The 13,921-nt window shown below is 70.4% G+C and carries 12 protein-coding genes; 10 read left to right on the top strand and 2 right to left on the bottom strand.

The genetic code is table 11. The features are described 5' to 3' along the window. Nucleotides 1-179 precede the first annotated feature (179 nt). Nucleotides 180-1,076: a tetratricopeptide repeat protein gene (locus ULB03_RS13860; protein WP_322483666.1), complete on the top strand. Its 897-nt coding sequence runs from the start codon at nucleotides 180-182 to the stop codon at nucleotides 1,074-1,076. After that, the gene (locus ULB03_RS13855; RefSeq protein ID WP_322483665.1) at nucleotides 1,040-1,510 is read left to right on the top strand and encodes a class I SAM-dependent DNA methyltransferase; all 471 of its coding nucleotides are present in this window, start codon (nucleotides 1,040-1,042) and stop codon (nucleotides 1,508-1,510) included. The genes ULB03_RS13860 and ULB03_RS13855 overlap by 37 nt, the downstream gene beginning before the upstream one ends. Nucleotides 1,511-1,516: 6 nt before the next feature. Here ULB03_RS13855 and ULB03_RS13850 read toward each other — a convergent pair whose 3' ends face one another. Both ULB03_RS13850 and ULB03_RS27440 read right to left on the bottom strand, forming a co-directional pair. Beyond that, entirely contained in the window at nucleotides 1,517-2,242 is a 726-nt protein-coding gene (locus tag ULB03_RS13850; protein WP_322483664.1) for an LrgB family protein, read from the bottom strand. Then, entirely contained in the window at nucleotides 2,239-2,619 is a 381-nt protein-coding gene (locus ULB03_RS27440) for a CidA/LrgA family protein (RefSeq protein WP_416211150.1), read from the bottom strand. The genes ULB03_RS13850 and ULB03_RS27440 overlap by 4 nt, the downstream gene beginning before the upstream one ends. A 1,796-nt stretch (nucleotides 2,620-4,415) precedes the next feature. Here ULB03_RS27440 and ULB03_RS13840 point away from each other — a divergent pair. The 8 genes from ULB03_RS13840 (at nucleotide 4,416) to ULB03_RS13805 (ending at nucleotide 13,882) form a co-directional block, all read left to right on the top strand. After that, complete coding sequence (locus tag ULB03_RS13840) at nucleotides 4,416-6,110, top strand: DEAD/DEAH box helicase (RefSeq protein ID WP_322483662.1); 1,695 nt, start codon at nucleotides 4,416-4,418, stop codon at nucleotides 6,108-6,110. 82 nt (nucleotides 6,111-6,192) lie between these two features. After that, complete coding sequence (locus ULB03_RS13835; protein WP_322483661.1) at nucleotides 6,193-7,806, top strand: peptide chain release factor 3; 1,614 nt, start codon at nucleotides 6,193-6,195, stop codon at nucleotides 7,804-7,806. 153 nt (nucleotides 7,807-7,959) lie between these two features. Next, a complete protein-coding gene (locus ULB03_RS13830) occupies nucleotides 7,960-9,372 on the top strand; it encodes a flavin monoamine oxidase family protein (RefSeq protein WP_322483660.1) in 1,413 nt (470 codons plus the stop codon). A gap of 214 nt (nucleotides 9,373-9,586) precedes the next feature. After that, a complete protein-coding gene (locus ULB03_RS13825) occupies nucleotides 9,587-10,123 on the top strand; it encodes a flagellar basal body-associated FliL family protein (protein ID WP_322483659.1) in 537 nt (178 codons plus the stop codon). A gap of 114 nt (nucleotides 10,124-10,237) precedes the next feature. Then, complete coding sequence (gene fliM / locus ULB03_RS13820; protein ID WP_145733769.1) at nucleotides 10,238-11,317, top strand: flagellar motor switch protein FliM; 1,080 nt, start codon at nucleotides 10,238-10,240, stop codon at nucleotides 11,315-11,317. Further along, nucleotides 11,314-12,183: a DUF6468 domain-containing protein gene (locus ULB03_RS13815; RefSeq protein ID WP_322483658.1), complete on the top strand. Its 870-nt coding sequence runs from the start codon at nucleotides 11,314-11,316 to the stop codon at nucleotides 12,181-12,183. The genes fliM and ULB03_RS13815 overlap by 4 nt, the downstream gene beginning before the upstream one ends. Nucleotides 12,184-12,721: 538 nt before the next feature. Beyond that, nucleotides 12,722-13,123, top strand: coding sequence for a MotE family protein (locus ULB03_RS13810; protein WP_322483657.1), 402 nt, complete (start codon nucleotides 12,722-12,724; stop codon nucleotides 13,121-13,123). 99 nt (nucleotides 13,124-13,222) lie between these two features. Next, on the top strand, nucleotides 13,223-13,882 hold the full coding sequence (locus tag ULB03_RS13805; RefSeq protein WP_322483656.1) for a protein phosphatase CheZ: 660 nt from the start codon (nucleotides 13,223-13,225) through the stop codon (nucleotides 13,880-13,882). Nucleotides 13,883-13,921 lie beyond the last annotated feature (39 nt).

The following is a 13,921-nucleotide window of genomic DNA, read 5'->3' as shown; positions in this document are numbered from 1 at the left end:
GGCACCTTGCCCCATGTCGCCCTGGATTCCAAGCCCTTAGCGTGCGTCATGTTGACCCCGTGTGAACTGTTTGGGGCCTACGAATAGCGTGCCGGCATGGCTTGCCGCCCAGGAATGGAGACGCCATAAGAGGCGCTCGTCCGGTTCCTGTCGCCCCACCATGAAGGCCGATTCCCGTCATGCCCTCCGATCCCCTGTCTGATTATGAGAACTGCATGGTCCGGGCCTACGACGCCCTGGACCAGGGCGATGCGGTCGCGGCGGAAGCGGCGCTGATGGAGGCGGTCGCTCTCGTTCCGGACGCGGCGGAGGCGCGGGGCGCCTTGGGCGCGCTGTTGCGCCGCGAGGCCCGCTATGCCGAGGCGGAGGGGCATTTCGCGGCGGCGGCGGCGGCCGAGCCGGCGCGCCCGTCCTGGGCGCTGGAGCGCGCCCGCTGCCTGGCCGATGGCGGCGACGTCGATGGCGCCTGGGCCCTGGTGTCGCGCCTGGTGGCGGATTGCGCCGACGATGCCGCCAGCCACCGACTGGCCGCCCGGCTGCGGTTGGCGCAGGGGGACGCGGCGGGGGCGCTGACCCATGCGCGCGAGGCCCGCTTCCTGGCGCCTCATGACCTCGAGGGCAGTGTCGAGGTTGGCCAGGTGCTGGTGGACGCCGGCGATCCCCTGGCCGCCGCCGAGATGCTGGAACCCCTGCTGGCCCATGCCCACCCGGCCGACCCCGCCCGCGCCGCCGCGCTGGTGCTGCAAGGCCGCGCTTGGGCTGCCCTGGCGGAGGGGGAGAAAGCCGCCCGCCGCTGGCGCCAGGCGCTGGAGGCGGATCCGGAGGATGCCGGCGGCGCCGCCCGGCTGTTGGCCGGGCTGGAGGCCGCGGCGGCGGCAGGCGGGGGCGACCTGACGCCCACCTACGTCAAGGCGCTGTTCGACCGCTATGCCGATCGCTTCGACAGCGACCTGACCCAGAAGCTGCGCTACCAGGCGCCGCGCCTGTTGCGCCAGGCGCTGGACGCGGTGGGCGTCGGGGGGACCTGGACATCCTGGACGTGGGCTGTGGCACGGGCCTGGGCGGTGTGGAGGTGAAGCCGCTGGCGCGCCATCTCGCCGGCGTGGATCTGTCGCCCCGCATGGTGGAGCATGCCCGCGCCCGGGGGCTCTATGACCGGTTGTGGGACGCCGACCTGATGGGCGCCCTGGCCGAGGCCCCCGGCGCCTGGGATCTGGTGCTGGCGGCCGATGTGCTGGTCTACCTGGGCGACCTGGCGCCGGTGTTCCAGGCCGCGGCCGTGGCGTTGAAGCCGGGCGGGCGCTTGGCCGCCACGGTGGAACACTGGGAGGGGGAGGGGGCCTACGCCCTGCGCGAAAGCCGCCGCTACGCCCATGCGCAGGGGCACGTGCTGGCCGCGGCGGCCGCCGCCGGCTTGGCAGTGGAACACCTGGCGCCGGTGGCGCCCCGCTGGGAGAAAGGCCGCCCGGTGGACGGCCTGCTGTTCATCCTGCGCAAGGCCGGCGCCTGAGGGGCCTCAGAGCAGCAGCGCCAGCAGGAGGGGGACCAGCAGGGCGGTGATCAGGCCGTTCAAGGCCATGGCGATGCCGGCGAAGCTGCCGGCCAGCGGGCTCAAGGTGTAGGAAACGGCGGTGCCCACGCCATGGGCCGCCACCCCCATGGACAGGCCCTTGGCCCGGTCGTCCCGCACCTTCAGCCAGCGCAGCAGCAGCGGGCCGAACACGGCGCCGATGATTCCCGTCACCATGACCATGGCGGCGGTCAGCGACGGGATGCCCCCGATGGTCTCCGATATGCCCATGGCGATGGGCGTGGTGACCGACTTGGGCGCCAGCGACAGCACCGTCTGCCGGTCCGCCCCCAGCGCATGGGCGATGAAGACGGCGGACGCCGCGGCGGTGACGGAGCCCGCGACCAGGGCGATGGCAAGCGGCACGGCGCCGCGCCGCACGTCCGCCCGGTGGCGCCACAGCGGCACGGCCAGGGCCACGGTGGCGGGGCCCAGCAGGAAATGGATGAACTGCGCCCCATTGAAATAGGTGGGATAGGGCGTGTCCGTGACCACCAGCAGGATGACCAGGAACAGGGCCGCCAGCGCCACGGGGTTGGCGAAGGGGCTGCGGTTGGTGCGGACATGGATCCACACGCCCACCAGATAGGCCACCAGCGTCGCCGCCAGCCACAGCAGGGGGCTGGCCGACAGGTAAACCCAGATATCGCCCAGGCCCGTATGGCTCATCATGACGCCCTCCCGCTATCCGTATCGATATCTGTATCGGTATCGAAAGGATCGTGGCCATCAGCCTCATTGGCTGGCGATGCCGCCTTGCCGCCAAAGCGCCGGTCGGCCCACAGGAAGGCGTAGGCGGTGACAGCGATGGTCAGGGCGGAACTGCCGAACAGCGCCGCCACGATGGACGGCCCCTGGGTCATGAAGCGCTGGCCGTGCTGCACGATGCCAACGGCGGCGGGCACGAACAGCAGGGAGAGGTTGCTGAGGATGACATCCGCCGTGGTGCCCATGGTCTTGTCCGGGCCACCGCGCCAGGCGAACCAGGCGACCAGCAGCAGGAGGCCCAGCACCGGGCCCGGCACCGGCAGGTGCAGGCCATGGGCCATGATTTCCCCGATAAGCTGACAGACAACCAGCGTGGCAAGCGCGCCGACCATAGCGTACTCCGGCATGTGAGGCGGTTTCAGGCTTGAAAGCCTGGCACGCCTGACGCGGTGGGTTTGGTGGAGGGGATTGTTGGGGGCAGGCTGACCCGATTGCGCCGCCGGGGTCAACGGGCGTGGGACGCGGGGGTGTCCCGCGATTTCTACCGGCCGCTAGTATCCGTATCGGCTGCGGTGGGGGTGGCGGAGGGGGGAGCGGCCGCGCCTCCGGCGTCGTCAGGTCCAGCCCCTGGGCGCCCAGCCGCGCCTCCAGCCAGCGGGCATCCGTCGTCAGGGTGGGCAGGGCCAGGGTGGGCAGGGGGGCGCTGCCCTCCTCCGCCATGGGCGGCGCGCCCGGGCGCAGATGCACGACGGTCATGCCGCTGGCCTGGCGGAAACGGTCCAACGCCGCGCCCAGGGGATCGCCGCCGCCGCCGGCGGGACGCAGGCGGGCCAGGTGGGCGCGCCAGCCGGTCATGGGCGCGCGTGGGCCGCGTGTCAGCACCAAGGCCGCGCGGCAGCCGCGCAGTCGGTCCAGCCGTTCCGCCAGCGTGTCCGGATCAACGGCGGCGTCCAGCGCCAGCACGCCCAGGCGGTTCAGGGTCAGGCCCTGCACCAGGTCGTTCGCGCCGGCCCAGGCGTTCTCGGCCTTGTCCTCCGCCCCCAGGCCCAGGGCCAACAGGCGGTGCAGCGCGCGGGGGGCGGCCGCCTTGGCTGTCTTCGTCCCGGGTCCCACCCAGGCCGCCAGGTGGGGCACACTGGCCATCAGGGCGCGGCGCTCCGCCTGGGCGGGGCCGGTCAGGCGGCCATCCGGCGCCAAGCCCCCCAGCAAAGAATCGGCCGGCACCAGGCTGCTGACGATGAAGAGGTGGAAGGGCTGCACCCGATGGCGTGACAGAAGGGCCGACCAAGGGGAGGGGCCCGGCGGCGCATCGCCGGCGGCGTCCGCCAGCACCAGGCGCGGGGGCACCGCCATGCCCGGGACGGCGAAGGACCAGGGCGTGCCCAGGTCCAGGAAGCCATAGTCGGCGCGGCCGTCCTGGGCACCCCGGGGGACGGCGAAGTCGTAACGCCAGGCGATGCCCTTGCCTTCGGGCAATTTGCCCAGCCAGCGGGGCGGCACGGGCAGGCTCACCCCCGTCACCGTCAGGTCCGGCGGCTCCTCCCCGCCTTCCGTGACGATCACGGCGCTGATACGCCAGCGGTCGCCCTGGCCACCACGGGCCAGCAGCAGGGGGCCCAGCGACAGGACGGGCTGGGCGGGCCGTCGGGAGCGGGTGGGGCGGCGCGTCATGGCGGCGGACCATGGACGAGGGGCCCCGCCGGGCGCAAGGGGCAAGCGCCCACACTATATCTTAAGCGGACCCACCCAAAACGGACCCGCGTCTGGCGGCCGACAGCGCCGCGCGTCTGGCGCCACGCTGCGTTGCGTCTTGATATGGCACGCGAACCTTGGCTTTTGCGGTTCATGCCCGTATGGTCCGCTTCGCCTGAGTGGCCGAGGGGCCCCCTGGCGCATGGTCATGGTCGTCTCCGCGTTCCAGGAGATGACACCAGCGCCGCTTCCATAGCCCCGCCTCTTTCGGGGTTGTGATCGCCGGATAGGTCCGGCTTTCCACACGTTCCGACGTTGCGCCGCTCTTTCGTTGGCTGGTGCAGCCTGCTGTTTAATCGGCGGGCCCTGTGCCGGCTTGTTTGTTCGCGTGCCTTTCCCGGGCGGGAAGGGCGCGGCGCCGTTTTATACCGTGAAGGAAAGTCCCTTGGATTTGCCCGTTTCCGCTGAGAATGAAGTGATCGAGACCGAAATCCTGGAAACCGCCGAGGTCGACATGGTCGACGACGGCCGCACCACGTTCGCCGACCTGGGCCTGGCTTCCGCCCTGACCAAGGCGCTGGAAGAGGTCGGCTACAAGTTCCCCACCCCCATTCAGGAGCGGGCGATCCCCGTCGCCCTGCAGGGCCGCGACCTGATCGCGTCCGCCAACACCGGTACCGGCAAGACCGCGGCCTTCGTGCTGCCGGCGCTGCACCGCATGGCGACCACCCCGCGCCCGCTGAGCGCCGAGGGCCTGCAGACCTTCGGGCCGCGCCTGCTGGTGCTGACCCCCACCCGTGAGCTGGCGACCCAGGTGATGGACGCCGTCCGTGGCTATTCCAAGTACAGCCGCATCCATACCCTGGCCATCCTGGGCGGCATGCCCTACCGCCAGCAGCTGGAGATGCTGCGCCGCCGGGTCGACCTGGTGGTCGCCACCCCCGGCCGCCTGATCGACCATCTGGAGCGTGGCCGCCTGGACCTCTCCACCGTCGAGATGCTGGTGCTGGACGAGGCCGACCGCATGCTGGACATGGGCTTCCTGGAGCCCGTGGAGATGATCGCCAACGCCTGCCCGGAAAACCGCCAGACCCTGCTGTTCACCGCCACGGTGGACAAGGCCATGGTGCGCCTGGCCGGCAACCTGCTGAAGAACCCGGAGCGCGTGGACGTGGCCGGCGGCAGCGTCAACGTCAGCGCCATCGAGCAGCGCTTCCTGCGGGCCGATGGCCTGGAGCATAAGGAAAAGCTGCTGGCCCACCTGGTGGCGGACCCGTCCATGAACAAGGGCATCGTCTTCGCCGCCACCAAGCGCGACGCCGACCGCCTGGCCGACAGCCTGTCGGAGATGGGCTATGCCGCCGCCCCCCTGCACGGCGACATGCGCCAGCAGGAGCGTAACCGCACCGTCCAGGCCCTGCGCAACGGCCGCGTCCGTCTGCTGGTCGCCACCGACGTGGCCGCCCGCGGCATCGACGTGCCGGACGTGACCCACGTCATCAACTTCGACCTGCCGCGCCAGGCCGAGGACTACGTGCACCGCATCGGCCGCACCGGCCGCGCCGGCAACACCGGCAACGCCTTCAGCCTGTACACCCGTCATGAGTGGGGCCTGGTGCGCGGCATCGAGGGCTACACCCAGACCCGCGCCGTCGAGCACGTCATCCCGGGCCTGGAGCCGCGTGAGATGCCCAAGCGTCCGGCCGGTGGTCCCGGCGGCGCCCCCGGCGGCCGCCCGCGCAAGTCGTTCGGCGGTCACGGCGGCGGCTTCAAGCAGGGTGGTTTCAAGCAGGGCGGCGGCTTCGGCGGCGCCAAGTCCGAAGGCGGCTTCCGCGCCGACGCTCCGCGGGGCGAAGGCCCGCGCGGGGAGCGTGGTGATCGTCCGGAGGGCGGTTTCAAGAAGTTCGGCGGTCCCCGTGACGGCCATCCCCGTCCTGAGGGCCAGCACCGCCAGGATCGTCCGGCCCGCGCCCATGGCGCCGGTCACGGCGGCGGCAACGGTGGCGGTTTCCACCCGCTGGACGGCGCCAAGCCGGCCCGCGACGGGGCCCGCAAGCACGGCAACGGCCCGCGCCCGGCCCGGGTGCAGAGTGACGGCGGGACGGGGGGCTTGCGCCGCCCGCGTTCTTCCGCCAATTAAGTCCCGCGTTTGATGACGGGGCCGTCCAGCACCGGACGGCCCCGTTTTCGCCTTTTAAGACTTCAGCCTTACGTTTGGTCCCATGAGCGCGCTCCCCCAGGAAGTCCATAACCGTCGGACGTTCGCCATCATCGCGCACCCCGACGCCGGCAAGACCACGCTGACGGAAAAGCTGCTGCTGTTCGGCGGCGCCATCCAGATGGCGGGCGCGGTGAAGGCCCGCGGCGAGCAGCGGCGCGCCCGGTCGGACTGGATGAAGGTGGAGCGGGAGCGCGGCATCTCCGTCACCGCGTCGGTGATGAACTTCGACTATGCCGACCGCACCTTCAACCTGGTGGACACGCCGGGCCACGAAGACTTTTCCGAAGACACCTACCGCACGCTGACGGCCGTCGACAGCGCGGTCATGGTCATCGACGCCGCCAAGGGCATCGAGGCCCAGACCCGCAAGCTGTTCGAGGTCTGCCGCCTGCGCAACGTGCCCATCATCACCTTCGTCAACAAGATGGACCGCGAGGCCCGCGACCCCTTCGACCTGATGGACGAGGTGGAGCGCGACCTGCAGCTGGAGGTGACGCCCGGGTCCTGGCCCATCGGTTCCGGCCCCGACTTCCGCGGCTGCTACGACCTGATCCGCGACCGGCTGGTCCTGCTGGACCGCCGCCAGGGCGATGTCGCCAGCGAGGGCATCCAGTGCGACGGCCTGGACGATCCCAAGCTGGATGAGCTGCTGCCCGCCGACCAGGTGGCCAAGCTGCGCGAGGACGTGGCGATGGTGCGGGAACTGTGCCCGCCCTTCGACCTGGAAACCTATCGCGAGGGCCACCAGACCCCGGTGTTCTTCGGCAGCGCCATCAATAACTTCGGCGTGCGCGAGCTGCTGCTGGGCCTGGCCGCCTATGCGCCGTCGCCCCGGCCGCAGCAGGCCGACAGCCGCACGGTGCAGCCGGAGGAGCCCAAGGTCACGGGCTTCGTGTTCAAGGTCCAGGCCAACATGGACCCCAACCACCGCGACCGCATCGCCTTCTTCCGCCTGTGCTCCGGCCATTTCCGCCGGGGCGTGAAGCTGAAGCACATGCGCTCGGGCAAGCTGCTGGCGGTGAACAACGCCGTGCTGTTCCTGGCGCGCGACCGGGAACTGGCGGAGGACGCCTACCCCGGCGACATCATCGGCATTCCCAACCACGGCACGCTGCGCATCGGCGACACGCTGACCGAGGGCGAGGACCTGCGCTACACCGGTGTGCCCAGCTTCGCGCCCGAACTGCTGCAGCGCGTGAAGCTGGACGACCCCATGAAGATGAAGCACCTGCGCAAGGCGCTGGAGCACTTCGCGGAGGAGGGCGCCAGCCAGGTGTTCAAGCCGCTGATCGGCGCCGACTGGGTGGTGGGCGTCGTCGGTCCGCTGCAGTTCGAAGTGCTGGCCGCGCGTATCGACGCCGAATACGACATCAAGGCCAAGTTCGAGAGCTGTGGCTATGATTCGGCCCGCTGGATCGAATGCGACGATCCCGTGGTGCTGAAGTCCTTCCTGGACAGCAACCGCTCCGCCCTGGCGGAGGATCACGACGGGGCCCTGGTGTTCCTGGCGCGCAACGGCTGGCAGCTGAACCGCGCCCAGGAGGACTACCCCAAGATCCGCTTCCAGAAGACGCGGGAGCAGAGCCGCGCGGTGACGACCTCCGCCCTGGGCTGAGGCGTGTTCCGCTATCGCCCGCCGTCCGGCCAATACCCGTGAAGCCATTATCCGAAAAGGACGAAATGGCACATCGGCCGGATGGCGCGGTGACAGCGCCATCCGGCCGGCGGTATCATTCGCGCCAAATATGGGTAAGTCGGAAGGCGTGACATGTCGGGTGCATCCCGGTTATTGGGCCGGTCGCTGGGTTTGAGCGGGGGCGGCGCGCTGTCGCGGCGCGCCCTAATGGGGGGCTTGGCGCTCTCCCCGCTGCTGGCCGGCGGCATTCCCGGCTTGGCGGGCGCCGTGGCCAACCGCCCCGGCCCCATCCGGCCGGGCCGCACGGTGGTGGTCATCGGTGCCGGCCTCGCCGGTCTGGCCGCCGCCGGCGCCCTGCGCCAGGCGGGGGCCGAGGTCACGGTGCTGGAGGCCCGCGCCCGCGTCGGCGGCCGGGCCTGGACCGAGGCGCGGCCGTTCGGTTTCCCCTACGATATCGGTTGCGCCTCGCTGGAGGCGACGGCGGACAACCCGCTGCGCCGCCTGGTGGACGAGAAGGGCCTGGAGTCGGTGCCGGATGACGGCGCGGATGATCTGCTGTTCTTCGGGGACAAGGAGGTGGACGCCGACACGGCCGCCGCTGCCGCCGACGCCATCGACCGCCTGGAACGGGCGGTGAAGGATGCCGGCCGCGCCCAGATGGACCGCTCCGCCGCCGAGCTGGTGCCGGACCTGGGCGACCTGGGCCAGTTGGCCACCGCCCTGGTGGGGCCGCTGGATTTCGGGGTGGAACTGAAGGACCTGTCCAGCCTGGACGCCGCCCGCCGGCCGGATGCGGAGGCGGCGCTGTGGTTCCCGCGGGGAATCGGCACCGCCGTCGCCAGCCTGGCCAAGGACATGGCGCGGGATGTGAAAATAACCTTGTCCGCCCCGGTCACCCGCATCGACTGGTCGGGGACGGGCGTGCGCGTGACGACGCCCAAGGGCGTGGTCACCGCCGACGCCGCCATCATCACCGTGCCCATCGCCGTCCTGGCGTCGGGTGGCGTCACGTTCGATCCGCCGCTGCCCGACACCGTGCGCACCGCGTTCGACGGGCTGGCCACCGGCGTGGTCAACCGCATCGCCCTGGGCTACAAGCCCGACAGCCTGGATTGCGACCCCTTCACCGCCCTGGACCAGGTGCGCGCCGACGGGCGGGTGCTGGACCTGTGCCTGCGGCCTTTCGGCCGGGAACTGGCCATCGCCACCGTGGGCGGCGACCTGGCCCGCCAGCTGGAAAAGGCCAGCGACCAGGAGGCGGTGGACCTCGTGCGCGACGCCGTGGCCGATGTGTTCGGATCGCTCACCCGCCGTCAGGCCACCGCCTGGCATGTCAGCCGCTGGGGCGCCGATCCCTATTCCCTGGGGTCGATGACCGCGGCCAAGCCCGGCCATGCCGAGGCGCGCCGCATCCTGTCGGAGCCGGTGGGCGACCGCCTGTGCTTCGCCGGCGAGGCCTGTTCCCTGTCCTGGCCCGGCTGGTTGCCCGGCGCCTATGAGACGGGCATGGCGGCGGCCCAGCGGGTGCTGGCCCTGCCGTCCTGACGGCCCGCGCCGGCCAGCCGGGGTTGGTTTGTCACCCCCGCGAAACGATAAAGGATGGGATTGAGCCCGCGCCAGGCCGCCATCCGCCGATTTTGTTGAAAGGAAGGGTTAACGCCTTCATGATTATATGAACCTGCCCTAAACCGGGGCGGGACGGTGGGCCCTACCTGGACGCAAGTCCAAAAGGGCCCGTGCACGAGCGTTGCGGGGTAGCATGACGGCCATCGAGACGGATGGTGGGGGCGAGCAGGAACTGCCGCGAAAGAAGTTCAGCGGCAAGAAGATCGTCATGTGGGTGGTGGTGCCTCTGCTGCTGATCGCGCTCATCGCCGGTGGCCTGATCTTCAGCGGCCTGCTGGACGGATTGCTCGGCAAGAAGAAGGCGGAAGAGGTGGAGGAGAAGCCCGCCGCGGCGGAGGAGGCGTTCGACCCCAAGGCGCCGCCGGTTTTCTTCCCCCTGGGCGAACTGCTCATCAACCTGCAGACCAATGAACGCCGGCCCGCCTTCCTCAAGCTGAAAATCCAGCTTGAGATCTATAAGGAGGAGGACAAGGCCAAGCTGACCGTGGCCACGCCACGCATCATCGACACCTTCCAGACCTATTTGCGCGAGTTGCGGCTGGACGATCTGAAGGGCTCCGCCGGTATTTACCGCCTGCGCGAGGAATTGCTGCAGCGGGTGAACGCGGCTGCGGCACCGGTGCGGGTGAGAGACGTGTTGTTTGAGGAAATTCTGGTACAATCACAGTGACATGATGCCCGGACTGCCGGGGGCCGCCAGGGGCTTATGGACCAGGCGTTGAATGGAAGGATGGCGGGGCGCCGGTGCCCCGCAGGTGAGTTTTGGACGCTGGAGCGTTGACCAATGCCGGATCCGCAGGAGCTGAGTGAAGAGGAACGCATGGCCGCCGAATGGGCGGCCTTGGCGGACGAGGGCGCCGGCGACAGTGGCTTCGGCGACATGGGCGGCGGGGCGACCCGCGTCCTGAACCAGGATGAAATCGACAGCCTGCTGGGCTTCGACAAGGATGGCGCCGGCGACGGCGACAATTCCGGCATCATGGCGCTGGTCAACTCGGCGCTGGTGAACTACGAACGCCTGCCCATGCTGGAGGTGGTCTTCGACCGCCTGGTCCGCATGATGTCGACCTCCTTGCGCAACTTCACCTCCGACAACGTCGAAGTCAGCCTGGACCAGATTTCCTCGGTGCGGTTCGGCGATTATCTGAACTCCATTCCGCTGCCCGCCATGCTGGCCGTCTGCAAGGCGGAGGAATGGGACAACTATGGCCTGATGGTCATCGATTCGGCGCTGATCTATTCCATCGTCGACGTGTTGCTGGGCGGCCGGCGCGGCACGGCGGCCATGCGCATCGAGGGCCGGCCCTACACCACCATCGAGCGCAACCTGGTGGAGCGCATGGTGCATGTGGTGCTGTCCGACCTGTCGGCGGCGTTCGACCCCCTGTCGCCGGTCACCTTCCGCTTCGACCGGCTGGAAACCAACCCGCGTTTCGCCACCATCGCCCGCCAGGCCAACGCCGCCGTGCTGGTGAAGCTGCGCATCGACATGGAGGATCGCGGCGGCCGGCTGGAACTGCTGATCCCCTACGCCACCCTGGAACCCGTGCGCGAACTGCTGCTGCAGATGTTCATGGGTGAAAAGTTCGGCCGCGACAGCATCTGGGAAACCCACTTGGCCAGCGAGCTGTGGATGACCGATGTCCACCTGTCGGCCGTGCTGGATGAGATCACGCTGTCGCTGTACGACGTGCTGAACTGGAAGGTGGGGTCGCGCGTGCTGCTGAACGTGGCGCCCGACGACACCATCGAACTGCGGTGCGGCGACGTGCCCATGTTCCTGGGCCGCATGGGGCGCAAGGGCGGCAACATCGCCGTCCGCATCGACCGTGAAGCGCCCAAGCCGGAGGCCGCGCCGACATGAGCCTGACCATCCTGCTGTCCCTGGCCCTGGATGTCGTGGTGGGCGGCCTGCTGGTCGCCACCATCATCTATGCCCTGCGCCTGAACCGCCAGATCGCCCAGCTGCGCGACAGCCGGGGCGAGATGGAGGCCCTGGTGCGGGAATTCAGCGAGGCCACCGCCCAGGCCGATGCCGGGGTGAAGGGGATGCGCAAGGCCGCCGCCGAGTCCGGTGAGGCGCTGCAATACCTGATCGGCCGCGCCGACAAGATGCGGGAAGAGCTGGAGCAGATCACCCAGGCGGCTGACGCCCTGGCCGGACGGCTGGAGAGTGCCGCCGGGCGCGCCCGCGCCGGCGCGCCGGAACCCGCGCGCGATACCCGGCCTGAGCCCCGCGACCTGCCCCGGGCCGAAGCCCTGCGCGGCAGCGCCGCCGGTGGCATGGTGGGCGGCCTCGCCCCTGGTCTCGTCCCTGGTGGTGTCAACGGCCATCGGGCGGAGACGCCCCGCGCCACCGCCGGTATCCGCCCCGATCCCCGCCCCGTGCCGGCGCGCCCGCTGCCGGCGCATCTGGAGCCGGAGCGCGGGATGGAGCGACCGGTGCCGGACCGTCTGGCGGGCGAGCGTTTGCCTGAGGCCCACCGTTTGGCCGATTCCCTGAATGACGGGCGTGCCCCGGAGCGCGCACCCCGGCCGGAGCGATCGGCCGACCGCTATGGCACGGACGCCGGCCTGGACGATGGCCGCCCCGCCCCGCGCTCGGCGCCGGCGCGCCTACCCGCCCCCGGTGGCGCCGGTCCCGGTGGGGACGCGGCTGCCGGCCAGCCGGAGGCGCGGTCGCGCGCGGAGCGTGAGCTGCTCCAAGCCTTGGAGAACATGCGTCAATGACGGCGGAACCCTCGGCCCCCCGGCAAGGACGGCCTCCTGCGGCCGTACCCAAGGCCCCGGCCCCCTCGAAGCCGACGCTGACCGCGGCGCGCACCCAGCGTCCCACGCCGGCCGGTGCGCGCGCCGGTGCTGGCAAAGGCGTGCGTGGCCCGGCGCGGGCCGAGCCCAAGGCGCCCTTCTGGCGCCGCCTGCGCATCCGCCTGCTGCCGGTCACCATCTTCGCCGCCGTGTTGCTGCTGGGCGCGCGGGCGGGCGACATCTGGTGGACCCTTACCATGGGCGCCGCACCGCCGGACGTGCCGGCCGCCAAGGCGCAGAGCCCATCCCCGGAGAAGCCGGCCCCCGCCGCGCAAGGCCAGCCACCGTCCAAGCCAGCCGAGACCGCCGCTCCGCACGCCGCCGGTGATGCGAAGGGGGAGGCCGCCAAGGGGGACGCCAAGGGGGGGACGCCAAGAAGGGCGATGCCACCAAGGCGGAGGCGGGCAAGCCCGAACCGTCGGGCAGCCCGTCGGACGGCCAGAGTTTCACGCCCAAGGATGTGGAGCTGCTGCAGCGCCTGGCGGAACGGCGCGAAGCGCTGGACAACCGTGAGCGCGACCTGGACCAGCGCGAGGCCATGTTGCAGGTGGCGACCCAGCGCCTGGACCAGAAGCTGGCGGAGATGCAGGCGCTGAAGAAGCAGCTGGACGGCCTGGTCAACCAGGTGAACGCCGATCAGGCCCAGCAGCTGGACAGCCTGGTCAAGATTTACGAGACGATGAAGCCGGCCGAGGCCGCCCGGATTTTCGAGGCCATGGACGACAAGGTCCTGCTGAACGTGATCAGCCGCATGAAGGAGGCCAAGACGGCGCCCGTGCTGGCCGCCATGACGCCCAAGCGGGCGGAGCAGGTGACCACCATGCTGGCCGAACGCAAGCGACTGCCCAACGTGCCGCAATGAGCCGACGACGACCACCGACCCCTTGCCTGCCTTGATCCCCACCCAGATGCCACCGGGCCCGGCGACAACCGGCCCCATTTTGACGAGACGAGAGCCGCCATGATCCGCCACGCCGCCGACCCGATGCTTCAGGACCGGCTGGACGCCGCCCGCTCCCAGGCGCGCCAGCCGCTGTCGCGGGAAGAGGTCGCCCAGATCGTCTCCACCGTCGTCGCCTCCATGGGCGGCGACGTGAGCCAGCACGACATCAAGCTCTATGGCGAGCTGGAGGGCCTGGCCCGCTTCATCCACAACGCCAAGAAGGAAATCGCGGCGCTGCAGCCCAGCGACATCCATGCGGAGCATATTCCCCGCGCCACGGACGAGCTGGACGCGGTGGTGGGCGCCACCGAGGATGCCACCAACCGCATCATGGACGCCTGCGACCAACTGATGGGCATGGCCGGCGACGTCAGCCCCGAGGTGTCGTCCAAGATGATGGACATCACCACGGGCATCTATGAGGCCTGCAACTTCCAGGACATCACCGGCCAGCGCATCAGCAAGGTGGTGAAGGCCCTGAAGCACATCGAGGCGAAGGTGGAGGCCATGCTGGTCGCCTTCGGCGAGAATGTGCAGCGCCGCCACCCCGATGGCCCGCCCGCGGCCGACGCTGCCGCTGGCGCCAAGGATGACGACTTCCTGTTGCATGGGCCCCAGCTGCCCGGCCGTGCCATCGACCAGGATGAGATCGACCGCCTGCTGGCAAGCTTCGACTGATATCCCTGAAGGCGATCGGCATGACGGTGGGGGCGTCCA

It is taken from the genome of Nitrospirillum goiasense (assembly GCF_034427435.1).
GTDB lineage: Bacteria > Pseudomonadota > Alphaproteobacteria > Azospirillales > Azospirillaceae > Nitrospirillum.
The sequence above is the reverse complement of the archived record's forward strand: the minus strand, read 5'-3'. Positions and strand labels throughout refer to the sequence as shown.

What these genes read in the sequence shown, in the direction of transcription:
- ULB03_RS13860 (WP_322483666.1), top strand. Translation starts at nt 180, where the DNA reads ATGCCCTCCGATCCCCTGTCTGATTATGAGAACTGCATGGTCCGGGCC.
- ULB03_RS13850 (WP_322483664.1), bottom strand. Translation starts at nt 2,242, where the DNA reads ATGATGAGCCATACGGGCCTGGGCGATATCTGGGTTTACCTGTCGGCC.
- ULB03_RS27440 (WP_416211150.1), bottom strand. Translation starts at nt 2,619, where the DNA reads ATGGCCCATGGCCTGCACCTGCCGGTGCCGGGCCCGGTGCTGGGCCTC.
- ULB03_RS13835 (WP_322483661.1), top strand. Translation starts at nt 6,193, where the DNA reads ATGAGCGCGCTCCCCCAGGAAGTCCATAACCGTCGGACGTTCGCCATC.
- ULB03_RS13830 (WP_322483660.1), top strand. Translation starts at nt 7,960, where the DNA reads ATGTCGGGTGCATCCCGGTTATTGGGCCGGTCGCTGGGTTTGAGCGGG.
- ULB03_RS13825 (WP_322483659.1), top strand. Translation starts at nt 9,587, where the DNA reads ATGACGGCCATCGAGACGGATGGTGGGGGCGAGCAGGAACTGCCGCGA.
- fliM (WP_145733769.1), top strand. Translation starts at nt 10,238, where the DNA reads ATGCCGGATCCGCAGGAGCTGAGTGAAGAGGAACGCATGGCCGCCGAA.
- ULB03_RS13815 (WP_322483658.1), top strand. Translation starts at nt 11,314, where the DNA reads ATGAGCCTGACCATCCTGCTGTCCCTGGCCCTGGATGTCGTGGTGGGC.
- ULB03_RS13805 (WP_322483656.1), top strand. Translation starts at nt 13,223, where the DNA reads ATGATCCGCCACGCCGCCGACCCGATGCTTCAGGACCGGCTGGACGCC.